Annotated in this window: 20 protein-coding genes and 4 tRNA genes; 16 read left to right on the forward strand and 8 right to left on the reverse strand. The window is 72.7% G+C overall.

Annotated elements, in window-relative coordinates:
- Positions 1-612: 612 nt before the first annotated feature.
- Together C229_RS32385 and C229_RS0124620 are read left to right on the forward strand one after the other, a co-directional pair.
- The gene (locus C229_RS32385) at positions 613-909 is read left to right on the forward strand and encodes a CD225/dispanin family protein (protein ID WP_018657782.1); all 297 of its coding nucleotides are present in this window, start codon (positions 613-615) and stop codon (positions 907-909) included.
- Positions 910-928: 19 nt separating this feature from the next.
- Positions 929-1,393 carry a DUF2752 domain-containing protein gene (locus C229_RS0124620; RefSeq protein WP_081640024.1) on the forward strand — a complete coding sequence of 155 codons (465 nt, stop codon included), beginning with the start codon at positions 929-931 and terminating at the stop codon, positions 1,391-1,393.
- A gap of 42 nt (positions 1,394-1,435) precedes the next feature.
- On the opposite strand, the gene C229_RS0124625 is transcribed toward C229_RS0124620, so the two are convergent.
- Positions 1,436-1,930: a metallophosphoesterase family protein gene (locus tag C229_RS0124625; protein ID WP_018657784.1), complete on the reverse strand. Its 495-nt coding sequence runs from the start codon at positions 1,928-1,930 to the stop codon at positions 1,436-1,438.
- Between the two features lie 102 nt (positions 1,931-2,032).
- Between C229_RS0124625 and C229_RS35900 the strand changes: the two genes are divergently transcribed.
- Together C229_RS35900 and C229_RS0124635 are read left to right on the forward strand one after the other, a co-directional pair.
- A complete protein-coding gene (locus C229_RS35900) occupies positions 2,033-2,152 on the forward strand; it encodes an LPFR motif small protein (RefSeq protein WP_018657785.1) in 120 nt (39 codons plus the stop codon).
- A gap of 135 nt (positions 2,153-2,287) precedes the next feature.
- Positions 2,288-3,145 carry an alpha/beta hydrolase gene (locus tag C229_RS0124635; RefSeq protein ID WP_018657786.1) on the forward strand — a complete coding sequence of 286 codons (858 nt, stop codon included), beginning with the start codon at positions 2,288-2,290 and terminating at the stop codon, positions 3,143-3,145.
- Between the two features lie 55 nt (positions 3,146-3,200).
- Here C229_RS0124635 and C229_RS0124640 read toward each other — a convergent pair.
- Together C229_RS0124640 and C229_RS0124645 are read right to left on the reverse strand one after the other, a co-directional pair.
- Positions 3,201-3,275, reverse strand: a tRNA-Val gene (locus tag C229_RS0124640).
- Between the two features lie 136 nt (positions 3,276-3,411).
- A complete protein-coding gene (locus C229_RS0124645; protein ID WP_018657787.1) occupies positions 3,412-3,870 on the reverse strand; it encodes a PGPGW domain-containing protein in 459 nt (152 codons plus the stop codon).
- Between the two features lie 320 nt (positions 3,871-4,190).
- Here C229_RS0124645 and C229_RS0124650 point away from each other — a divergent pair, with 320 nt between their 5' ends.
- On the forward strand, positions 4,191-4,610 hold the full coding sequence (locus C229_RS0124650) for an SsgA family sporulation/cell division regulator (RefSeq protein WP_018657788.1): 420 nt from the start codon (positions 4,191-4,193) through the stop codon (positions 4,608-4,610).
- 12 nt (positions 4,611-4,622) lie between these two features.
- Here C229_RS0124650 and sthA read toward each other — a convergent pair whose 3' ends face one another.
- Positions 4,623-6,032: a Si-specific NAD(P)(+) transhydrogenase gene (gene sthA, locus C229_RS0124655; RefSeq protein ID WP_018657789.1), complete on the reverse strand. Its 1,410-nt coding sequence runs from the start codon at positions 6,030-6,032 to the stop codon at positions 4,623-4,625.
- Positions 6,033-6,143: 111 nt separating this feature from the next.
- On the opposite strand from sthA, the gene ppgK reads away from it, so the two are divergent.
- Positions 6,144-6,881 (forward strand): polyphosphate--glucose phosphotransferase, encoded by a 738-nt coding sequence (gene ppgK, locus C229_RS0124660; protein WP_018657790.1) that lies wholly within the window; start codon positions 6,144-6,146, stop codon positions 6,879-6,881.
- Here ppgK and C229_RS0124665 read toward each other — a convergent pair whose 3' ends face one another.
- Entirely contained in the window at positions 6,882-7,718 is an 837-nt protein-coding gene (locus C229_RS0124665; protein ID WP_018657791.1) for an aminotransferase class IV, read from the reverse strand.
- Positions 7,669-8,691 carry a chorismate-binding protein gene (locus C229_RS0124670; RefSeq protein ID WP_018657792.1) on the reverse strand — a complete coding sequence of 341 codons (1,023 nt, stop codon included), beginning with the start codon at positions 8,689-8,691 and terminating at the stop codon, positions 7,669-7,671. Before C229_RS0124670 ends, C229_RS0124665 begins: the two co-directional genes overlap by 50 nt.
- A gap of 192 nt (positions 8,692-8,883) precedes the next feature.
- Between C229_RS0124670 and C229_RS0124675 the strand changes: the two genes are divergently transcribed.
- The 3 genes from C229_RS0124675 to C229_RS0124685 all read left to right on the forward strand — a co-directional run bounded on the left by C229_RS0124675 (position 8,884) and on the right by C229_RS0124685 (position 9,169).
- Positions 8,884-8,955 (forward strand) — tRNA-Gly (locus tag C229_RS0124675).
- Positions 8,956-8,995: 40 nt separating this feature from the next.
- Positions 8,996-9,066: transfer RNA gene (locus C229_RS0124680), tRNA-Cys, on the forward strand.
- Positions 9,067-9,094: 28 nt separating this feature from the next.
- Positions 9,095-9,169, forward strand: a tRNA-Val gene (locus C229_RS0124685).
- Positions 9,170-9,262: 93 nt separating this feature from the next.
- Here C229_RS0124685 and C229_RS0124690 read toward each other — a convergent pair.
- Positions 9,263-10,894 (reverse strand): MFS transporter, encoded by a 1,632-nt coding sequence (locus C229_RS0124690; RefSeq protein ID WP_240487385.1) that lies wholly within the window; start codon positions 10,892-10,894, stop codon positions 9,263-9,265.
- A 79-nt stretch (positions 10,895-10,973) separates the two neighbouring features.
- On the opposite strand from C229_RS0124690, the gene C229_RS0124695 reads away from it, so the two are divergent.
- Together C229_RS0124695 and C229_RS0124700 are read left to right on the forward strand one after the other, a co-directional pair.
- Positions 10,974-11,447, forward strand: a complete 474-nt coding sequence (locus C229_RS0124695) for a MarR family winged helix-turn-helix transcriptional regulator (protein ID WP_018657794.1) — start codon at positions 10,974-10,976, stop codon at positions 11,445-11,447.
- 133 nt (positions 11,448-11,580) lie between these two features.
- Positions 11,581-13,857 carry an ATP-binding cassette domain-containing protein gene (locus C229_RS0124700; protein ID WP_018657795.1) on the forward strand — a complete coding sequence of 759 codons (2,277 nt, stop codon included), beginning with the start codon at positions 11,581-11,583 and terminating at the stop codon, positions 13,855-13,857.
- 239 nt (positions 13,858-14,096) lie between these two features.
- Here C229_RS0124700 and C229_RS0124705 read toward each other — a convergent pair whose 3' ends face one another.
- Positions 14,097-15,467 (reverse strand): FAD-dependent oxidoreductase, encoded by a 1,371-nt coding sequence (locus tag C229_RS0124705; RefSeq protein ID WP_018657796.1) that lies wholly within the window; start codon positions 15,465-15,467, stop codon positions 14,097-14,099.
- A gap of 105 nt (positions 15,468-15,572) precedes the next feature.
- Between C229_RS0124705 and C229_RS31740 the strand changes: the two genes are divergently transcribed.
- From C229_RS31740 to C229_RS0124730, 5 genes are all read left to right on the forward strand, one after another.
- Positions 15,573-16,118 carry a CGNR zinc finger domain-containing protein gene (locus C229_RS31740; RefSeq protein ID WP_018657797.1) on the forward strand — a complete coding sequence of 182 codons (546 nt, stop codon included), beginning with the start codon at positions 15,573-15,575 and terminating at the stop codon, positions 16,116-16,118.
- Positions 16,119-16,238: 120 nt separating this feature from the next.
- Positions 16,239-17,579 (forward strand): FUSC family protein, encoded by a 1,341-nt coding sequence (locus C229_RS0124715; RefSeq protein ID WP_018657798.1) that lies wholly within the window; start codon positions 16,239-16,241, stop codon positions 17,577-17,579.
- A gap of 30 nt (positions 17,580-17,609) precedes the next feature.
- Positions 17,610-18,611, forward strand: a complete 1,002-nt coding sequence (locus C229_RS0124720) for an aldose epimerase family protein (RefSeq protein ID WP_018657799.1) — start codon at positions 17,610-17,612, stop codon at positions 18,609-18,611.
- 230 nt (positions 18,612-18,841) lie between these two features.
- Positions 18,842-19,510, forward strand: coding sequence for a hypothetical protein (locus C229_RS0124725; protein WP_240487386.1), 669 nt, complete (start codon positions 18,842-18,844; stop codon positions 19,508-19,510).
- Complete coding sequence (locus C229_RS0124730) at positions 19,507-21,018, forward strand: DNA polymerase Y family protein (RefSeq protein ID WP_018657801.1); 1,512 nt, start codon at positions 19,507-19,509, stop codon at positions 21,016-21,018. Before C229_RS0124725 ends, C229_RS0124730 begins: the two co-directional genes overlap by 4 nt.

A 21,018-nucleotide genomic window follows, 5' to 3' on the forward strand; every position in this document is an offset into this window, starting at 1 on the left:
CACCAGATCCCGCCCGATTGTCAAACCGAACGAATTCCCGCACCACAGCAGACAGCCCACAACCATCCAGACGCGACAAAGCCACGCCAACGAATTGATCATGGAGGGTTCCCCCGGGCCGGCCACCGCACACGCGCAGCGTCCTGCATCCCATTGGGGACGAAGAGACAACATACGCCACCGCGCGCGCCGCGTCAAGTCGTGCCCGGCCTCCCGTCGCCGAGCACGGCGCCACAGGCAGCCCGCACGCCACGGCCGTCACCGTGCTCACCGCGCGGATGAACGAGCGGGTGAACGAACGGTGCAGCTCGAAGGGCCATCACGGGACCATCTTCGGCGGCGCGCACACCGGCCCGGCACGACGGCCGCACCGGTTTCGACGTGTCGATGACCACGGTCACAGGTGTTTCGCAGGCCGTGCGACCGTCCAGCGCCGCTACCAAAGAGTGTTCGTACTGTTTCTTCCTCGCGTGGAAGCTGAATCCGTCCCATGGGAAGGTGTTCCCCACGATGTCCGGAACTCCCGGCCATCCGTCCGTTAGACGCGGGACGCGGCTTCCGACGGCAACCGCCCGAGCCACCACGTCCCCGCACCGTTCCCGGAGGTTCTCCTTGAGCAACTACCCCCCGCCGCCCCCGCCGCAGGGCGGCGCCGGTGTGCCGCAGTCGGCTCCCCCGCCGAACTACCTCGTGTGGGCGATCGTCACCACGGTGCTGTGCTGCCTCCCCGCCGGTATCGCCTCGATCGTCTTCGCGACGCAGGTGAACTCCAAGTGGCAGGCCGGCGACCAGGCGGGCGCCCTGAAGGCGTCCAAGAACGCCAAGACGTGGGCCATCGTCTCCGGCGTGCTCGGCATCATCGCGATCATCTTCGCGATCATCGTGAACGTCGCCGCGGCCAGCGCCTGATCGGGCCGGTGATCGTTCCATGAGGACCGGGCCCTCGGCGTCCGTACACGACGCGCCCCCGACGAACGGCTCCCCGCGCAGCGGGAACCGGCTGGTCCGGGTGCTGCCGCCGCTCGGCGTGGCCGCGCTGGCCATGGCGGGGGTCGTGTTCGTGGGCGTCGTCGACCCGAACGAGGCCGGGCACTATCCGACGTGCCCGTTCCTCTCCCTCACCGGGTATCAGTGCCCCGGCTGCGGGGCGCTGCGCACCTTCCACGCGCTGGCGCACGGCGATCTCGGGACGGCGTTCACGCTGAACGTGTTCGTGCTCGCGATGCTGCCGGTGCTGGCGTTCTTCTGGGTGCGGTGGACGGTCGCGCGCGCCCGCGACCGCCCCACCCGGACGAAGGCGGGCGATCCCCGCCTCATCTGGCTGCTGTTCGTACTGGTCATGCTGTTCTGGCTGGTGCGCAACCTGCCGTTCGGCGCCTTCCTGGCGGCCTGAACTCCGGACGCCCGGCCTCGCGGCCGGGCGTCCGGGAGCCGTTCAGTCGGTGACCGGGACGATCCGGACGTCGCGCAGGTGACCGTCCTCGATGTCGAGCAGGCCGAGGGTGCCGTGGGGCTGGCGACGGCGGTCGGTCGGTGAGCCCGGGTTGAAGATGCGGACGTGCTCGCCGGTGACGTCCATGGGAATGTGCGAGTGGCCGTAGACGACGAGCGCCGCGCGCGGAAACCAGCGGTGCAGGCGTTCGGGACGGCCGTCGGCGCGTCCGGCGTCGTGGATCATCGCGACGGGCAGTCCGGCGAGGTCGAGTTCGAGCCGTTCGGGGGCGCCCCAGGCGGCGACGTCCGGGCCGTCGTTGTTGCCGCGGACGGCGTGCACGGGCGCGAAGGCGGCGAGGTCGTCCAGGACGCCAGCGGTGCAGACGTCGCCCGCGTGCAGGATCACGTCGGCGTCGCGCAGGTGGCCGGCGACGCGCGGCGGCGTGGCCTTCCAGAAGCGCGGCGCGTGCGTGTCGGACAGGACGACGACTCTCATCATGCTTCCCTGCTGCCCGTTGGACCGGGCGACGAACCGGCGACGTTTGACCTGATACCAGCGGGAAGACCGGTGTTGTCCCTATCAGTGAGGAGCAAGACCATGGGTCGCATCTCCGCGGCGGTGAACTCGATCGTCTCCACCATCGTCAACGTCATCACGCTGCCCTTCCGCGTACTCGGCAAGCTGCTGGGCGGCCGTCGCCGCCGCCGCAACCCCTGACGCGCCCACCCGCGACCCGCTCCACGCGCGGCCCCCCCTGACGCGGGGCCGCGCGGTCGCGTCTCCGGGGTGGGCCGCGGGCGTCCGGCTCGTCTACGCTCGCCAGCACTGGCCAGGCGTTCCCGAGGAGTCGCGATGTTCACGTTCACCAGCACCGACGGCGTCGAGGTGCACGTCCATGTGTGGGAGCCCTCGGGCGAACCGCGCGGAATCGTGCAGATCGCGCACGGGATGGGCGAGCACGCCGCCCGGTACGCGCACCTCGCCGGGACGCTGAACGACCACGGCTACGTGGTGTACGCGTCGGACCATCGCGGGCACGGCCGGACGATGAAGGGCGATCCCGGCACGCTGGGCGTGGGCGGGTGGGACCTGCTCGTCGCCGACATGGTCGCGCTGTCGGAGCTGGCCCGCGAGCGGCATCCCGGGCTCCCGCTCGTCCTGGTGGCGCACAGCCTGGGCTCGTTCGCCGCCCAGCAGTACGTCCTCGACCACGCGGATCTGCTCGCGGGCCTGGTCCTCTCCGGGACGACGGCCGTGGACGGCCTGTTGGCGCAGTTCGTCGCCTCCCTCACCGAGAACCCCGACGCCGACGTGCTCGCGCTGTTCAACGAGCCGTTCGTCCCGGCGCGCACCGAGGCCGACTGGCTCAGCCGCGACGAGGCCCAGGTGGACGCCTACGTCGCCGACCCGTGGTGCGGCTTCAGCCTCGATGACCAGGCGATGGGCGAACTGTTCACCGCGGCCCCGCGCCTGGCCGACCCCTCGCCGGTTCCGGCGGACCTGCCCGTCTACGTGGTCGTCGGCACCGCCGACCCGCTGAACGCGAACCTCACGCTGAGCGACCTGCTCGTCCAGCGCTACCGCGACGCGGGCCTGACCGACGTCACCTACACGACGTACAAGGAAGCCCGCCACGAGGTCTTCAACGAGACCAACCGCGACGAGGTCGAGTCCGACCTGCTGACCTGGATCACCCGAGTGACCACCTGACGGGCGGAACGCGAAGAGGGCCCCGGACGAATCCGGGGCCCTCTTCGCTGTGTCGTGGTGGGCGATACTGGGTTCGAACCAGTGACCTCTTCGGTGTGAACGAAGCGCTCTCCCACTGAGCTAATCGCCCGAGGTGGTGCTCGGGTCGGCGTGGTGCTTGCCGACGGGAAGACTCTAGCGCATCGGCGCGGGGGTTCGCGCCAGGGTTTCGGGTGCGGGGGCGCGCGGCGGTGGGCCGTCCGGGCGCGCCCCCGGCCGAGGGGGCGTCAGGCCCAGGGGGTCCAGTCGGCGACGTTCCACGGGAGGCGGAAGTCGTAGACGACCAGGTAGGCGATGACGAGGGCGCCGACGAGGATGCCGCCGATCACCGCCAGGATGGTGTTGCGACGCTTCTTGCGGGGGTCGAGCGCCTTCTCCTTCGCTCGGTCGGCCGCCGCCTTGGCGCGGTGCAGGGCGCGGCGCGCCCAGGCGAACTCCGTGCCGAGGATGGCCAGGCCGACGACGATGCCGAGCAGGCCGGGGCCTGGCGTCACCATCATGATCAGGCCCCCGGTGAGGACCGTGATGCCGACCGTGAAGACGCCGATGCGCCATGTCGTGTTCAGCAGGGCGTTGCGCCGGATCACTTCGCGGATGCGACTGAGGCGGCTGAAGCGGCCTGCTCGGATGTCGACCTTCGCCGGGGGCCCCGCCGGCGGAAGGTCGTCGTGTTGGTTGATCGCCACGTTTTTACCTTATGCGAGAGAAAGCGCTGTGCCTGGGTTCCGCCGCCCACTCCTCGCGAACGAACGAGGACCCTCGATCGTCACACAGGGAGGAGGGCTCCGTACCGGGAAGCCGACGACGCACCGGGCTGGATGTCCGCTTTTGTGCAGGTCAGGGGGCACTTTTGAACCTGTGAGATAGATCACACAGAGCCAGGGAGACGGAATGTTCCCACAAGTTGGCTCCGTTACGCGTCACAGAACGAGGGGACATCCGTGAGAGGAGAGGTTCCCACCGGAACACCCGCGCGACTGCCGGGCCCGACGTCTGAAGGATGGCCATGAACAGCAGTACCACCGTGTCGGCCGAGCTGGGCCTGCGTCTCGTCGTACCCGACCGCTCCTCCGTCCCGCTGCTCGCGGGGCTGGAGTACGCCGCCGACGACCCCTACGCCATCCGCATGGCGTTCTACGTGGGCGACGACGAGCCGGTGGAGTGGATCTTCGCCCGTGAGCTGCTGACCGTCGGCATCGTCCGCCGCGTCGGCGACGGCGACGTGGAGGTCTGGCCCGCCGGCCCCGAGGACGACGACACGCTGAACCTCGCCCTCTCCTCGCCGTTCGGCGACGCCCTGTTCGAGGTGCCGCTGTCGGCGCTCGCCGAGTTCCTGCACCGCACCTACCGGGCCGTCCCGGCCGGGCAGGAGTCGGAGTTCATCGACATCGACAACGAGCTGGAGAACCTGCTCTGGTCGTCGTGATCCCCGTCCGCGTCAGTCGGTGAGCCGCGCGATGTGGCGCATCTTGTTCATCGCGTCCAGCGCCGCCACCTTGTAGGACTCCGCCAGCGTCGGATAGTTGAACACCGCGTTCACCAGGTAGTCGACGGTGCCGCCGAGCCCCATCACGGTCTGCCCGATGTGCACCAGTTCGGTCGCACCCGTGCCGAAGACGTGGACGCCCAGCAGGGAACGGTCCTCCGGTGAGACCAGCAGTTTGAGCATGCCGTAGGAGTCCCCGATGATCTGCCCGCGAGCCAGCTCGCGGTAGCGGGACACGCCCACCTCGAAGGGCACCTTGGCCTCGGTGAGGTCGTCCTCGGTGCGTCCCACGAAGCTGATCTCGGGGATCGTGTAGATGCCGATCGGCTGGAGTTCCAGGATGCCGGGCACGGGTTCGCCGCACGCGTGGTGGGCGGCGAGCCGCCCCTGTTCCATGGACGTCGCCGCCAGCGACGGGAAGCCGATGACGTCGCCGACGGCGTAGATGTGCTCGACGTCGGTGCGGAAGTGGTCGTCCACCTTGATGCGGCCGCGCCGGTCGGCGGCGAGGCCGGCGGCGTCGAGCCCGAGGTCGTCGGTCTGGCCCTGCCGCCCGGCGGAGTACATGACGGTGTCGGCGGGGATGCGCTTGCCGCTCTCCAGAACGGTGACGGCGCCGCGCGGGTGCTGCTCGACGGCGGCGACCGCCTCCCGGAACCGGAAGGTGACGGCGAGGTCGCGCAGATGGTACTTGAGCGCCTCGACGATCTCCAGGTCGGCGAACTCGAGCATCCGTTCGCGGCGCTCGACGACGGTGACCTTGGTGCCGAGGGCGGCGAACATCGACGCGTACTCGATGCCGATCACCCCGGCGCCGACGACGACCATCGTCTCGGGGATGCGTTCGAGGTTGATGATGCCGTCGGAGTCGATGACGGTGCGGTCGTCGAACTGGACGGTGCCGGGCCGGGCGGGCCGGGTGCCGGTCGCGATGACGATCTTGTCGGCGGTGTACTTCTGCTCGCGTTCGCCGTCCTCGCCGCCGCTGACGCCGACGGTGTGCGGGTCGAGGAACCGGCCGGTGCCGGTCAGGACGGTGACGTGGTTGCGGGCGAGCTGGCTGCGGATCACGTCGATCTCGCGGCCGATGACGTGCTGGGTGCGCATGCCGAGGTCGGCGACCGTGATGTCGTCCTTGACCCGGTAGCTCTGCCCGTACAGTTCCCGCTGGTTGAGGCCCGTCAGGTAGAGGACGGCCTCGCGCAGCGTCTTGGACGGGATCGTTCCCGTGTTGATGCAGACGCCGCCGAGCATGGTGCGGCTGTCGACGATGGCGGCACGGCGGCCGAGTTTGGCCGCGGCGATGGCGGCGCGGCGGCCGCCCGGACCCGATCCGAGTACGAGCACGTCGAAATCGTTCACGCGTCCCAGTCTCGCAATCCCGCGCGCCCGTTGTAAGGCTTCGCGGCGGTATTCCCCGAGCCGTTACACGGGGCGCTGTTGAAGACGTCTTGGACGGGAAGGAACCCCCGCATGAGCGTGCTGGGCATCGACATCGGCGGATCGGGCGTCAAGGGCGCCCCGGTCGACCTGTCCACCGGAGAGTTCGCCACGGAGCGGCTGCGCATCGAGACGCCCGATCCGGCCGAGCCGGAGGCGGTCGCGGCGGTGCTCGCCGAGATCACCGGGAGTTTCGGCGGCGCGGGGCCGGTCGGCGTGACGTTCCCCGGCGTCGTCGTGGACGGCGTCACGCGGACGGCCGTCAACCTGCACGAGCACTGGATCGGGCTGGACGCGGCGGCGCTGTTCAGCGACGCCGCCGGGCGTCCGGTCACGGTCATCAACGACGCCGACGCGGCGGGCCTGGCCGAGGTGCGCTTCGGCGCGGCCCGCGACGTGCGGGGAACGGTGATCGTGCTGACGCTCGGCACGGGCATCGGCAGCGCGCTGTTCACCGACGGCAACCTGCTGCCCAACACCGAGCTGGGCCATCTGGAGCTGCACGGCCACGACGCCGAGACGCGGGCGGCGTCCCGGGTCCGCGAGGAGCACGACCTGTCGTGGGAGAAGTGGGCGCACCGGCTCAGCACCTATCTCCGGCACGTGGAGATGCTCTTCTCCCCCGCCCTGTTCGTGCTGGGCGGGGGCGTCAGCAAGAAGTCCGAGAAGTTCGTCCCGCTGCTGAGCGGCGTGCGGGCGCCGGTCGTGCCCGCCGCGCTGCACAACAACGCGGGCATCGTCGGCGCGGCGATGACGGCCGAACGGCTCTGATCAGGGGTCGAGCCGCTCGGCGGCGCGGGCCGCGAACGTCTGCATCGCCTTGGCGGTGACCGGGCCCGGCGCGGCGGGCAGGGCGACGCCGTCGACGAGCGCGATCGGCATGACGTCGCGGGTGGTGGACGTCAGGAACGCCTCCTCGGCGTCGCGCAGCGCCTCCAGCGGGACGCTCTCCTCCTCGCCGCCGCACCACTCCAGCGTCAGCTCGCGGGTGACGCCCGCCAGGCAGCCCGAGGTCAGCGGCGGCGTCACGAGCCGGCCGCCGCGCACCAGGAACACGTTGGTGCCGGTGCCCTCGCACAGTTCCCCGACGGTGTTGCCGAAGATCGCCTCGCCGCCGCCGTGCCTCTTGGCGTGGGCGAGGGCGAGCGCGTTGTCGGCGTAGGACGTGGTCTTCAGGCCGCTCAGCGCGCCGCGCTCGTTGCGCGGCCACGGCACGATGACGACGGACGACGTCGGCGGGAACGGCGGCTGCTCGGCGACGATCACCGACACGGTCGGCCCGGCGTCGCCGCGGTCGGAGCCGAGCGGGCCGGGGCCGCTGGTGTAGGTGATGCGGATGCGGGCCAGCGCGTACGGGGGCGAGGCCGCCAGGGTCTCCTGGACGCCGCGTGCGATGGCGTCCTGGTCGGGTTCGGGCAGGCCGAGTCCGGCGGCGGACCGCGCCAGCCGGCGCAGGTGCCGGGTCAGCGCGAACGGCTCCCCCGCGATCGCCTTGACCGTCTCGAAGACGCCGTCGCCGACGAGGACGCCGTGGTCGAAGACCGAGACGCGCGCGTTCTCAGGGGCGAGCAGTTCGCCGTTGAGCCAGACCTTGCCCTGCTCCGTCACCGGATGCCACCTCCAACAGCCGAGCCGCCTTCAGCTCGGTCTCCCGCCATTCCCGGTGTGGATCGGACCCCCAGGTGATGCCCGCGCCGGTACCGAAGCGCAGCAGGCCGTCCTGGGCCCAGAAGGTGCGGATGCCGACCGCGAGGGCTCCGCGCCCGGAGTCCGCGTCCACCCAGCCGATGGCCCCACAGTACGGCCCCCGGGGCACCGGTTCGAGTTCCGCGAGCAGTGTCAGCGCGCTGGACTTGGGCGCCCCGGTGACCGAGCCGGGCGGGAACGTCGCGGCGAGCAGGGCGGGCCAGCCCTGTCCCGCATCGAGGCGGGCGCGGACGGTCGAGACGAGGTGGACGAGGCCGGGGTGCTCCTCGACCCCGCACAGCTCGGGGACGGTGACCGAGCCGGGGGCGGCGACGCGGCCGAGGTCGTTGCGGACCAGATCGACGATCATCACGTTCTCGGCGCGGTCCTTGGGGAGCAGGTCGGCGGCGGTGCGTCCGGTGCCCTTGATCGGGCGGGACTCCACGACGTCGCCGTCGCGGCTCAGGTACAGCTCCGGGGAGGCGGACGCGATCGCGAGGCCGGGCAGCCGCAGCGTCGCCGCGTAGGGGGCGGGGTTGCCGCGCCGCAGCCGGGCGCCGAGGCCGGCGATGTCGGCGCCGGACGGCAGGGCGGTGGTGAGGACGCGGCACAGGTTGGCCTGGTAGACGACGCCGTCGGCGATGGCGGCGCGGATGCGGTGGACGCCTTGCACGTAGGCGTCCTCGTCGAGCGAGGTCGTCCAGGCGCCCGGGGCGCGCCACGGGCCGTCCGGGTGCGGGGCGGGGCGCACGTCGGTGAAGCGGGCGCAGGTGACCCGGCCCTCGTAGGTGACGACGACGGCCCACCAGCCGTGCGTCTCCAGGGCGGCCGGGTCGTCGGTGACCTCGGCCAGCCCGGTCGCCAGCATGCCCCCGGCGTAGGCGAACTCCCGCATGGTGCCCAGTCTGCCGCGCGTCCGGCCGGGCCACGCCGGACGGGCACCGATCGGTGCCGTGACCTGCGTGAACGCCGGACGGTGCCGTCCGTGCGCGAATCCGGTTTGGGGAACGCGCGAGAACGCGCTAGTGTTTTCCATGTCGCCGCGAGGGACCGCCCCGGAAGGGGAGAACGGAACCGGGCAGCGCACGCGGAAGTGGCTCAGGGGTAGAGCATCACCTTGCCAAGGTGAGGGTCGCGGGTTCGAATCCCGTCTTCCGCTCTGAGGGGCCTTTTGGTTGTTGCCGCATGAGGTCTCACTCGGTGGAGTGGCCGAGAGGCGAGGCAACGGCCTGCAAAGCCGTGTACACGGGTTCAAATCCCGTCTCCACCTCAACGCCGTCTTCCCCGGAAGTACGCGCGGGCGATTAGCTCAGTGGGAGAGCGCTACCTTGACACGGTAGAGGTCACTGGTTCAATCCCAGTATCGCCCACCATCTTCGATGGCAGACCCTGTTCCTCGGCCGAGGAACAGGGTCTTTTCGTTGTGCCGCTCCCCTGGGGCCCGGCGGCGCCGGGCCCCAGGGCCGTCAGACGGTGGCGGGAGTGGCCGGTGCGTCCTCGGTAGTCGGGGACGCCGGGCGGGACGGGATGAGCAGGGTGGCGACGAGGCCGAGGACGATCAGTCCCGCGGCGAGGTAGCCGCCGTAGGCGATGCCCTCGGTCATCGCCGAGCGGGCCGCCTCGGCGGCGGACGCCGTCCGCGGGTCGGCGGCCAGGGCGCCGATGGCCGCTCCGGCGCTGTCGGTGACGGCGCCGGTGATCTGGTCGGCCTGCTCGGCGGGCAGCCCCGCGCCGGTGAGGCGTTCACCCAGCCGGGAGCCGAGCGTCGTGAAGAACACCGTGGTGAGCAGGGCGATGCCGAGGGCGGAGCCGAGCTGGCGGAAGGCGCTCTGAATGCCGGAGCCCTGACCGGCGCTGGTGTCGGGGACGTCCGCGAGGACCACGTTGGTGACCTGGGCGGTGGCGAAGCCGACGCCGATGCCGTAGACGAACAGGACGCCCGAGACCGACCACCACGAACTGTCAGTGGTGGCGATCAGGCCGAGTCCGGCGAGGCCCACGGCCTCCAGGACCAGGCCGATCCGCAGCATGCCGAGCGGCGAGATCTTCCCGGCCATCCCGAAGCTCGCGCCGCTGGCGAAGAAGCTGCCGACCGCCACCGGGACCAGGGCCAGCCCGGCCTGGAGCGCGCTGTAGCCGAGCGTGAACTGGAGCCACAGCGGCAGTGCGGCGACGATGCCGAACTCGCCGAGCGCGATGATCAGCGTGGCGATGTTGCCGCCCCGGAACGAGGGCAGCGCGAACAGGCGCACGTCCATCAGGGGTTCCGCGCGGCGCCCGCCCCGGCTCAGCACCGCCTGCCTGCGGACGAACCCGGCGAGCGCGACGGCCGCCAGGAGCAGCGCGACCAGGACGGGCGACACTCCCCCGTCCCAGGAGAACCCGCCGATCTCCAGCGGGCGGACGACGGTGACCCAGCCGTAGGTGCGGCCCTCGACGAGGCCGAACGCCAGCAGCCCGAGCCCGAGGACCGACAGGACGGCGCCGAGCACGTCGACGCGTCCGGCGGTGCGCGGCGAGGGGGCGAGGAACAGCGCGACGCCCACGCAGATCACCACGGTGAGCGGGATGTTGATGCCGAAGGCCCAGCGCCAGGAGGCGTGCTCGGAGAGCCAGCCGCCGAGCAGCGGGCCGAGCGCGGCGGCGGCGCCGATCGTCGAGCCCCAGACGGCGAACGCCTGGCCGCGCGCCTTGCCGGTGAACGTCGCGTTCAGCAGGGCGAGCGACGTCGGCAGGATCATCGCCGCGCCCGCGCCCTGGAGGAAGCGCGCGGCGATGAGCAGGCCGCCGTTGGGCGCGAGCCCCGCCAGGACGCTCGTCACGCCGAAGAGGACGACGCCGGCGAGGAAGATCCGGCGGGCGCCGACCAGGTCGGCGCACCGTCCGGCCAGCAGGAGCAGCGCCGCGAAGACGATCGCGTAGGACTCCTGGATCCACTGCGCCTGAACGGACGTGACGCCCAGATCCTCGATGATCGAGGGGACGATCACGTTGACGATCGTGGTGTCCACCACGATCAGTGCCACACCCAGTGCGATGGCGACCAGGCCGAGCCATCGGCGGGCGGACGGCGAGAGGGCCATCCCAGATACCTCCATGGTGAAGTTATTTTATGATGAAGTTAGTTCGGACGGCGGTAGGTTGTCAAAGCGATCGGGCGACGGGAGGACGGCCGGAATGGAAGCGGGCGACGCGGAGACCCAGCGCGACCGGCTGATGGAGGCGCTGCGCGCCTACGGGGGCACCTACGCCGAGTTCAGCCGCCGGTTCGCGGCGTGGCTCGGCCTGCACTCCACCGACGCCGTCGCGCTCGTGGAACTGCTGACCGCCGAGGAACGCGGCACGCCGTTGTCGCCCGCGCGGCTCAGCGAGCGCATCTCGCTGTCGTCGGGCGCCACGACGGCGCTGCTCAACCGGCTCGAACAGGCCGGGCACATCGTGCGGAGCCGCGAGCACACCGACCGGCGCGTCGTCACGCTGCGCAGCAGCGCCGAGGTGCAGGCGCTCGCCGAGGAGTTCTTCGACCCGCTCGCCGACCGTCTCGACGCGATGATGGCGCAGTACCCGCCCGAACTGCTCCAGCGCTTCGAGGCGTTCCTGGACCACCTGCGCACGACCATGGACGAGCACCTCGACGAGCTGGGCGCCTGACCCCGCCCGCGCGGTCGCGGACAGGTTCTGTCACACCCGGATGGAAGAGTGGCCGGTACGGGGTTTCGGCGACGGCACGGCGCCGCGCGGGGTCCGGGGTCACGAACGTTCGTTCTAGCGAGGAGTGCTCGAAATGGTTGCCGAGTCCGGCCGTCCGGCCGCAGACGCCCATGACGTGATCCAGGTGCGGGGGGCGCGGGAGAACAACCTGACGGACGTCTCGCTCGACCTGCCCAAGCGGCGGCTCACCGTGTTCACCGGCGTCTCGGGGTCGGGCAAGTCGTCGCTGGTGTTCGGGACGATCGCCGCCGAGGCGCAGCGGCTGATCAACGAGACGTACACGGCGTTCATCCAGTCGTTCATGCCGAGCCTGGGGCGGCCCGACGTGGACGCGCTGCACAACCTGAGCGCCGCGATCGTGGTGGACCAGGAGCGCATGGGCGCGAACTCGCGGTCCACGGTCGGCACCGCCACCGACGCCTACACGATGCTGCGGATCATCTTCAGCCGGCTCGGGCAGCCGCACATCGGCACGTCCACCGCGTTCAGCTTCAACAGCGCCGAGGGCATGTGCACCGAGTGCGAGGGGCTCGGCCAGGTCTCCAAGATCGACATCGACCAGCTCGTCGACCGCGACCTGTCGCTGAACGAGGGCGCGATCACCGTGCCGCAGTTCGCCGTCGACTCCTGGTACTGGCAGGTCATCGCGCACTCGGGGTTCTTCGACCCGGACAAGAGGCTGCGCGACTACTCCGCCGAGGAGTGGGAGACGTTCCTGCACAAGCCCCTCACGAAGGTGAAGGTCGGGTCGAACAACCTCAGCTACGAGGGCCTGGTGGTGAAGGTCCAGCGGATCTACCTCTCCAAGGACCGCGACACCATGCAGGGCCACATCCGCGCCTTCGTCGACCGGGCCGTCGTGTTCGCCGAGTGCCCGGTCTGCGGCGGGACGCGGCTCAGCCAGGCGGCGCTGTCGTCCCGGATCGGCGACGTCAACATCGCGCAGTGCTCGGCGATGCAGATCAACGAGCTGGCCGCGTTCGTGCGCGGCATCGAGGACGCGTCCGTCGCCCCGCTGCTGGCCACGCTGCGCGAGACGCTCGACTCGCTGGTGGAGATCGGCCTCGGCTACCTCAGCCTCGACCGGACGTCGGCGTCGCTGTCGGGCGGTGAGGCGCAGCGCGTGAAGATGGTCCGGCACCTGGGGTCCAGCCTCACCGACGTCACCTACGTGTTCGACGAGCCGACGATCGGCCTGCACCCGCACGACATCCAGCGGATGAACGAGCTGCTGCTGCGGCTGCGCGACAAGGGCAACACCGTGCTGGTGGTCGAGCACAAGCCGGAGGTCATCGCCATCGCCGACCACGTGGTCGACCTCGGCCCCGGCGCGGGCACCGCGGGCGGGCGGCTGTGCTACTCCGGCGACGTCGCGGGGCTGCGCGCGTCCGGCACCCTCACCGGACGGCATCTCGGGCACCGGGTCGGGCTGCGGGAGAAGGTCCGCGAGCCGAACGGGCACATCGCCATCACCGGGGCGAACCTGCACAACCTCAAGGACGTGTCGGTCGACGTGCCGCTCGGCGTGCTCGCGGTCGTGACGGGCGTCGCCGGGTCGGGCAAGAGCTCGCTGATCCACGGCTACCTGTCCGGGCGCGACGGCGTCGTTGTCGCCGACCAGTCCCCCATCCGAGGGTCGCGGCGCAGTAACCCGGCGACCTACACCGGGCTGCTGAACCCGATCCGGACGGCGTTCGCCAAGGCCAACGGCGTCAAGGCGGCGCTGTTCAGCGCGAACTCGGCGGGCGCCTGCCCGAACTGCAACGGGCTCGGGCTCGTCTACACCGACCTGGCGATGATGGCGGGCGTCGCGTCGGTGTGCGAGCAGTGCGAGGGCAAGCGGTTCACGCCCGAGGTCCTCGGCTACACGCTGAACGGCAAGAACATCAGCGACGTGCTGGGCATGTCGATGGCGGAGGCGCGGGAGTTCTTCGGCTCCGGGCAGGCCCGCGCCATCCTCGACCGGCTCAACGACGTCGGCCTCGGCTACCTGCGGCTGGGGCAACCGCTGAACACCCTGTCGGGCGGTGAGCGGCAGCGGATCAAGCTGGCGATCCACATGGCGGAGAAGTCGTCCACCTACGTGCTGGACGAGCCGACGACCGGCCTGCACATGGCCGACGTCGACCAGCTTCTCGGCCTGCTCGACCGGCTCGTCGACGACGGCAACTCGGTCATCGTGATCGAGCACCACCAGGCCGTCATGGCGCACGCCGACTGGATCATCGACATCGGCCCCGGCGGCGGCCACGACGGCGGCGAGGTCATCTTCACCGGCCCGCCCGCCGACCTGATCGCCGACGCCGACACCCTCACGGCCCGCCACCTGCGCGAGTACGTCGACGCGTGAACCGGCCACTCCAGAGCCCCCGCCACGAGCACACCGACACATGACACCAGGCCGCCCACCGACCCCTCGGCGGGCGGCCACCGCCCGGCCGATCCGAAGCCGCCCGACGTGCCGAAAACTCGCCACTCGTTCCCGGGCGACCTACCGCCCGCCAAGCCGAAGGCACCGACACACCCGGGGCGCCGTGGCGGAGACGGGCCGTTCCGGCTTGCGCTCCACTGACGTCGGCGTGCGGGGTGTCAGGGGGTGCGCATGTCGGATTCGACTAGTTCGGCGGCCTTGCGGGCGGTGATGAGGACGGGATCCCAGACGGGCGAGAAGGGTGGGGCGTAGCCGAGGTCGAGGGCGGTCATCTGCTCGACGGTCATGCCGTTCCAGAGGGCGATGGCGAGGGCGTCGATGCGTTTGGCGGCGTTCTCCTCGCCGACGATCTGGGCGCCGAGGAGGCGGCCGCTGCGGCGCTCCACGACGAGCTTGGTGTGCATGGTCTTGGCGTCGGGGTGGTAGCCCGCGCGGGTGGTGGACTCCACGGTCGCGCTGAGCGTCACGAAACCGGCGGCCTCGGCCTCGCGCTCGTTCAGGCCGGTCCGGGCGACCTCCGCCGAGCAGATCTTGGAGATCGCGGTGCCGAGGACGCCGGGGAACGTCGCGTAGCCGCCGCCGATCGTGATGCCCGCGACGCGGCCCTGCTTGTTGGCGTGGGTGCCGAGCGCGATCGCGACGGGCTCGCCGGAGATGAGGTGCCGGGTCTCGACGCAGTCGCCCGCCGCCCACACGCCCTCGGTGCGGGTGCGCATCCGCCGGTCGGTGACGATGCCGCCGGTGGGGCCGGTGGCGATGCCCGCCGCGGCGGCCAGACCCGAGTTGGGCTTGACGCCGAGGCCGAGCACGACGAGGTCGGCGGGCAGCACCGACGACTCGGTGCGCACGGCCGTGACGCGGCCGTTCTCGGTGTCGAACCCCTCGACCTTCTCGCCTAGGCGCAGCGTGACGCCGATGTCGCGGATCGCGTCGGCGATGATCGCCCCCATGTCGGGGTCGAGCGTGCTCATGGGCTGCTCGGCGGCGTCGACGAGCGTGACGTCCAGGCCCCGGACGACCAGCGCCTCGGCCATCTCCAGCCCGATGTAACCGCCGCCGACGACCACGGCGCGGGCGGGCTCGCCGTCCTCCAGTGCGCGGCGCAGCCGGATGCCGTCGGCGAGGACCTGCACGCCGTGGACGCCGGCGGCGTCCGCGCCGGGCAGCTCGGGCCGGATCGGGACGGCGCCCGTCGCCACGACGAGCCGGTCGAACCCCTCCCACCGCTCGCCGTCCTCGGTGCGGACCCGCACCCGCCCCCCGGCGGTGTCGATCTCGACGGCCTCGTGGCCGACGTGCACGCCGATGTCGCGTTCGGCGAACTCGGCGGGGGTGCGGGCCACCAGGTCGGCGGCCGACGCGACGGTGCCGCTCACGTAGTAGGGGATGCCGCACGCGGAGTACGAGACGTCGTGCCCGCGTTCCAGCACGTCGATGACCAGGTCGTCCGGTTTGCGCAGCCGCCGCGCCTGCGACGCGGCGCTCATGCCCGCCGCGTCCCCGCCGATGACCAGCAGCCGTTCCGCCATGTCGGCGCCACCCCCGTGATGTCCGTTGCGTCGAGCGTAGCGGGACGCGGCGCGGTCTCGGTGATACTGGGCGGGTTCGCGAGGGCGGAGAGGACGGGCGACGCGATGCCGGGTTCGGGGCAGGAGACGGGGTACCGCAGCGCGGGCCTCGCCGCCGCCGTCGCGCTCGTCAACGCCGTCGTGGACGGCGCCGACGGTGCCGACGCCCTGGCCGGGCTGCTGCGCGACCACGGGTTCGCGTGGCGGGAGTTCGACGCGGCCGAGCACGCCGCCGGGCTGCGGGAGTGGGGCCGGACGCTGCGGTCGTTCTTCGCGCTCACCGACGTGGCCGCCGCCGTCGCGCTGCTCAACGGCCTGCTGCTCGCCGCGCCGCTGCGCCCCCACCTGACCGACCACGACGGCGGCGGCCTGCACCTGCACTTCGCTCCCCCGGCGGCGGACCTGCCCGAACGGGTGCGGGCGGCCACGGTGATGCGGCTGGCGGAGCTGGTCTGCGCGCACGGGCTGGACCGCACCGGCGTCTGCGCGGCGGGCGGGTGCGAGCGCGTGTACGCCGACGCGTCGCGGTCGGGGCGGCGGCGGTTCTGCTCGGAGGCGTGCGCCAACCGCACGAACGTGGCCGCGTTCCGCGCGCGGCGCCGCACTCGCTGAGGTTTTGTCCGCTGTTTGCCCGCAGTCGAAATTTCGACGGGTCCGCATCGGCTTGAGTGAGAGTGCAGTGCCCGGTTTCGTCTGGGCCGTCCCGATCCACTCCTGGAGCCACTGACCACCGTGTCGACCCGTCTCGCCCGTGAACCGTTCGGTGTCGCCTCCGAGAGGCAGTCCACCGCCCTCCGCATCGCCCGCCTCGTCCTGACGGCGACGGCGGCGTACGTGCTGGCCGACATGCTGCGCGAGGGCGGCCCGGCGCCGCTGCTGGCGCCGCTGACGGCGCTGCTCGTCGTCCAGTACTCGCTGTACGAGACGATCAAGTCGGGCATCGGCCGCATCCTGGCGGTGACGTCGGGGGTGCTGGTCGCCGTCCTGTTCGGGCACACGGTGGGTTTCTCCTGGTGGAGCCTGTCGCTGACGATCCTCGCCGCGCTGGTCATCGGCACCGTGCTGCGGCTCGGCGACCACCTCCTGGAGGTCCCGATCTCCGCGATGCTGATCTTCGCGCTGGGCGCGGCCAGCGGCGGCGCCGCCGCCGACCGCGTGCTGGAGACGCTGATCGGCGCCGGGACGGGCCTGGCCGTGACGGTGCTGGTGCCGTCCGTGCGCATCCGTCCCGCGCAGGACGCGGTGGAAAACCTGGGCGGCCGGCTGGCCACGCTCGTCGGGACGATGTCGGGCACGCTGAACAACGGCATCGAGCCGGACAGCACCTCGCACTGGCGGTCGTCCACCGAGCAGCTCTTCCGCGACATCAGCCGCACCGACGAGGCGCTGGGCGAGGCCGAGCAGAGCGTCCGGCTGAACCCGCGCGCGCTGCGCGTCGTGGACGCCGGTGTCGCGTTGCGCAACGGGGTGGAGACGCTGGAGCACTTCGCGGTGTCGCTGCGCGGCCTGACCCGGGCGTTGAACGACGTCGCCCACCTGGCGCCCGAGGCCCGCGTGCTGCAACGCCCCGAGATCAGCGATCCGCTGGCCTCGACGCTCGCCGAGGTCGCCACCAGCGTCGCGATCTACGCGCGGCTGGCCCGCTCGGACGTGGCCCGCGACGCGGTCCCGGCCGAGCTGGAGGCCGAGCTGGCGGCGTCGATCGCGGCGGCGGCGCGGCACCGCGACGTGGTCGCCGAGCGGCTGCGCGAGGCGGCGGCCGGGGACGTGAGCTGGCCGCTGTACGGGGAGATCCTGTCCCACCTCGACCGGCTCATCGACGACGTGCGGGTCGAGCATCGGACGCGGGCGCGCGAGGTGTGGCGGCGCGAGCGCGGTGCCGCCCGGCACCTGCCCGAGCGTCCGGCGCAGGTGGTGAACCGGGCCGGTGACCAGTTGCGCCGCGCGGCGCGGGCCGCGGCCGACGCCGCCGAGCAGAACGCGTCGGCCGCCGAGGTCGGCGCGACGCCCTACCGGCCGCGCACGACGGCGCATTCGCATCATCCGCCCGAGCGCGCGCGGGGCGGGCACTAGACTCATGATCTTGACCCGCTGGAGGCGACGATGGGCATCACCGCGCAACCGTTCGGCACGCTCCCGGACGGCACCGGCGTGCAGCGGTACCTGCTGACGGACGGTGATGTGCGCGTGCGCGTCCTCACCTACGGCGGCATCGTGCAGAGCGCGGACGTCCCCGGCCGCGACGGCCGCACCGCGAACGTGGTGCTGGGGTTCGGGTCGCTGGACGACTACGTCCGCCACAACGCCGACCCGCACTTCGGCGGGCTCATCGGCCGGTTCGCCAACCGGATCGCGGGGGCGCGTTTCATGCTGGACGGCGTGGAGCACCGGCTTCCGGCCAACGACGGCGGCAACACGCTGCACGGCGGCCCGGAGGGCTTCGACCGGCGGGTGTGGGCGGCGGAGTCGGACGGCTCGGCGCTGCGCCTGACGTACGTCAGCGCCGACGGCGAGGAGGGCTTCCCGGGCCGCCTCACCGCGACCGTCACCTACACGCTGGCGGACGGCGCGCTCACGCTGGACTACACGGCGGTGACCGACGCCCCGACGGTCGTGAACCTGACGAGCCACACGTACGTGAACCTGGCCGGTGAGGGCGCGGGCGACGTGCGCGGCCACGTGCTGCGGGTGGCGGCGTCCCGGTACGTGCCGGTGGACGACGCGGGCCTGCCGACCGGCGGCACGGCCCCGGTGGCGGGCGGCCCGTTCGACCTGACCGCGGCCCGCCCGATCGGCCCGCACGTCTACGACCACACCTTCGTCCTGGACGACGGCCCGGGCCCGGCGGTGCACGTCTCCGACCCGGGCAGCGGGCGCACCCTCGACGTCACCACAACCCAGCCGGGCGTACAGGTCTACACCGGCAACTTCCTGGACGGTTCACTGACGGGCACCGGCGGCGTCCGCTACGCCAAGCACGCGGGCCTGGCCCTGGAGACCCAGCACTTCCCGGACTCCCCGCACCACCCCGACTTCCCGTCCACGACCCTGCGCCCAGGCGAGACCTACCGCTCCACGACGACGTTCACCTTCGGGGTCGCCTGACGCCACCCGCTCGCCCCGGTGACCGCTCGATCGCGGCGCCGGGGCGTGCGCGTTACCGGACAGAATTTTTTCGCGTCGAGCGGCGGGCACGGAAGCCCGGCCGCACGCCTCTTTCCGGGCTCTAGCTCCACCTTCCGGACTTCCACCCCAGTATGCAACCTGTGGTGTGACCTGGTCTAACGTGGTACAAATCGAACCTCTGTTCGAGGAGTGCGGTGGAGGGAGGGGGCGTGGGGGAGGTCGTTCGGGTGGACGGCGGGACGGTCTTCGCGCTGCCCTCGGCCGCCTCGCTGAAGGGTCGGGTTCCGGTGCTGCCCGCGTTGCGGGAGGTCGTTCCCGGTGGGGGGTTGTGGCCCGGGTCGGCGGTCGGGGTGGCGGGGCCGGGGGCCGGGTCGCTGGGGCTGGCGCTCGTCGCGGGGGTCGTGCGGCACGGCGGGACGGACGAGTCCGGCGGCTGGTGCGGGGTGGTCGGGATGCCGGAGTTCGGGGTCGTCGCGGCGGCCGGGATGGGCGCCGCGCCCGAACGGCTGCTGCTGGTGGACGAACCCGGCGAGCGGTGGCCGGACGTCGTCGCCGCGCTCGTCGAGGCCGTGGACCTGGTGCTGGTCCGTCCGCCCGAGGCCCCGGGGCCGCCGGTGGTGCGGCGGCTGTCGGCGCTGGCCCGCAAGCACGGCTGCGTGCTGGTCGTCCCCGACGTGGCGTGGCCCGGCACCCGGCTGCGCCTGCGCGTCGAGGAGGCGCACTGGGAGGGCGTCGGCGCGGGCCACGGCGTGCTGCGGGCGCGCCGGGCGCGGGTGTCGGCCGACGGACGGGGCGGCGCCTGGCTGTGGCTGCCCGGCCCGGACGGCCGGGTCGCCCCCGTGACGCCGCACCGCCGCCGGCTGGAGGTCGTCGCGTGAGGGTCCTCGTCGTGTGGTGCCCGGACTGGCCCGCGACGGCCCTCGGCATCGACGCCGCCGTCCCCGGCTCCGTGCTCGCGGCCGGGAAGGTCGCCGCCTGCACCGCCGCCGCGCGGGCGCAGGGGGTGCGGCGCGGACAGCGGGTCCGCGACGCGCAGCGCCGCTGCCCCGACCTGGTCGTCGCCGACCGCGACCCCGACGCCGAGGGGCGGCTGTTCGAGCGGGTCGCCGAGGCCGTCGCCGAGCTGATCCCGAAGGTGGAGGTCGTCCGGCCGGGGATGTGCGCGGTGCCCGCCCGGGGCCCGTCCCGGTTCTACGGCGGCGAGGAGTCGCTGCGGCTGCACGTTCAGGACGCCGTCGTGGAGGCCGGGTTCGACTGCGGCGCGGGCGTCGCCGACGGGCTGTTCGCGGCCGAACTGGCGGCGCGCCGCGACGGCGGCGTCATCGTCCCGCCGGGCGGGACGGCGCCGTTCCTGGCGCCCTATCCGCTGGCGGTGCTGGAGCGGCCCGAGCTGGCCGGGCTGCTGGCCCGGCTGGGCGTGCGGACGCTCGGTGACTTCGCGGCGCTGCCCGCCGGGCACGTCGCGGGCCGGTTCGGCGCGGACGGCGCGCGGGCGCACCGGCTGGCGCGCGGCGAGGAGCCGCGCCCGGTGGCGCCGGGCGCGGCGGGCGGCGACCTGGCCGTCCGGGCCGCGTTCGACCCGCCCGCCGAGCGGTCCGAGCAGGTGGTGTTCACCGCCAAGCGGCTCGCGGGCGACCTGCACGCGGGGCTCGCGGCGGGCGGGCTGACGTGCGTGCGGCTCGCGGTGGAGGTCGGGTTCGTCGACGGGCGGGTGCTGCACCGGCTGTGGCGGCACGACGGGGGGCTGTCGGCGCAGGCCGTCGCCGAGCGGGTCCGCTGGCAGCTCGCCGCGTGGCGTCCCCCGGCGGAGGACGCCGTGTGGGGCGGGGTGGCGTGGCTGGAGCTGACGCCCGACCAGGTCGTTCCCGACACCGGGCGGCAGGAGTCGCTGTGGGGCCGGTCCGGCGTCACCGACCGCGTCGCCCGCGCCGCCGACCGCATCCAGGCGCTGCTCGGGCACCGGGGCGTCACCCGCCCGTTCATGGTCGGCGGGCGCGATCCCGGCGAGCAGGTGGTGCGGGTGCCGGTCGGTGACCTGCCGCCGCACGACCTGCCGGACGGGCCGTGGCCCGGCCGGGTGCCCGCTCCGGCCCCGGCGGTGGTGCCCGCCGCCGCGCCGCGCGCCGACGTCGTGGACGCCCGGGGCCGCGCGGTGCGGGTGTCGGCGCGGTGCGAGGTGTCCTCGCCGCCCGCGCGGATCACCGTGCCGGGCGGGGACGCCGAGCGGGTGGCGGCGTGGAGCGGTCCATGGCCGGTGGCGGAGCGCTGGTGGGACCCGGCGCGGGCGCGGCGCCGCGCCCGGTTCCAGGTGGTCACCGACCGGGGCCGCGCCTACCTGCTGGCGGTGGAGGACGGCGACTGGCGGATCGAGGCGGTCTATGACTGA

Source organism: Actinomadura flavalba DSM 45200, assembly GCF_000374305.1.
Lineage (GTDB): Bacteria > Actinomycetota > Actinomycetes > Streptosporangiales > Streptosporangiaceae > Spirillospora > Spirillospora flavalba.

Excerpts from the sequence above, each read along its gene's own strand:
- C229_RS0124705 (WP_018657796.1), bottom strand. The coding sequence starts at position 15,467 with ATGGCGGAACGGCTGCTGGTCATCGGCGGGGACGCGGCGGGCATGAGC.
- C229_RS0124625 (WP_018657784.1), bottom strand. The coding sequence starts at position 1,930 with ATGAGAGTCGTCGTCCTGTCCGACACGCACGCGCCGCGCTTCTGGAAG.
- C229_RS0124690 (WP_240487385.1), bottom strand. The coding sequence starts at position 10,894 with ATGGAGGTATCTGGGATGGCCCTCTCGCCGTCCGCCCGCCGATGGCTC.
- C229_RS0124650 (WP_018657788.1), top strand. The coding sequence starts at position 4,191 with ATGAACAGCAGTACCACCGTGTCGGCCGAGCTGGGCCTGCGTCTCGTC.
- C229_RS0124700 (WP_018657795.1), top strand. The coding sequence starts at position 11,581 with ATGGTTGCCGAGTCCGGCCGTCCGGCCGCAGACGCCCATGACGTGATC.
- C229_RS0124695 (WP_018657794.1), top strand. The coding sequence starts at position 10,974 with ATGGAAGCGGGCGACGCGGAGACCCAGCGCGACCGGCTGATGGAGGCG.
- C229_RS0124720 (WP_018657799.1), top strand. The coding sequence starts at position 17,610 with ATGGGCATCACCGCGCAACCGTTCGGCACGCTCCCGGACGGCACCGGC.
- C229_RS35900 (WP_018657785.1), top strand. The coding sequence starts at position 2,033 with ATGGGTCGCATCTCCGCGGCGGTGAACTCGATCGTCTCCACCATCGTC.
- ppgK (WP_018657790.1), top strand. The coding sequence starts at position 6,144 with ATGAGCGTGCTGGGCATCGACATCGGCGGATCGGGCGTCAAGGGCGCC.
- C229_RS0124670 (WP_018657792.1), bottom strand. The coding sequence starts at position 8,691 with ATGCGGGAGTTCGCCTACGCCGGGGGCATGCTGGCGACCGGGCTGGCC.
- C229_RS0124635 (WP_018657786.1), top strand. The coding sequence starts at position 2,288 with ATGTTCACGTTCACCAGCACCGACGGCGTCGAGGTGCACGTCCATGTG.
- C229_RS0124620 (WP_081640024.1), top strand. The coding sequence starts at position 929 with ATGAGGACCGGGCCCTCGGCGTCCGTACACGACGCGCCCCCGACGAAC.
- C229_RS31740 (WP_018657797.1), top strand. The coding sequence starts at position 15,573 with ATGCCGGGTTCGGGGCAGGAGACGGGGTACCGCAGCGCGGGCCTCGCC.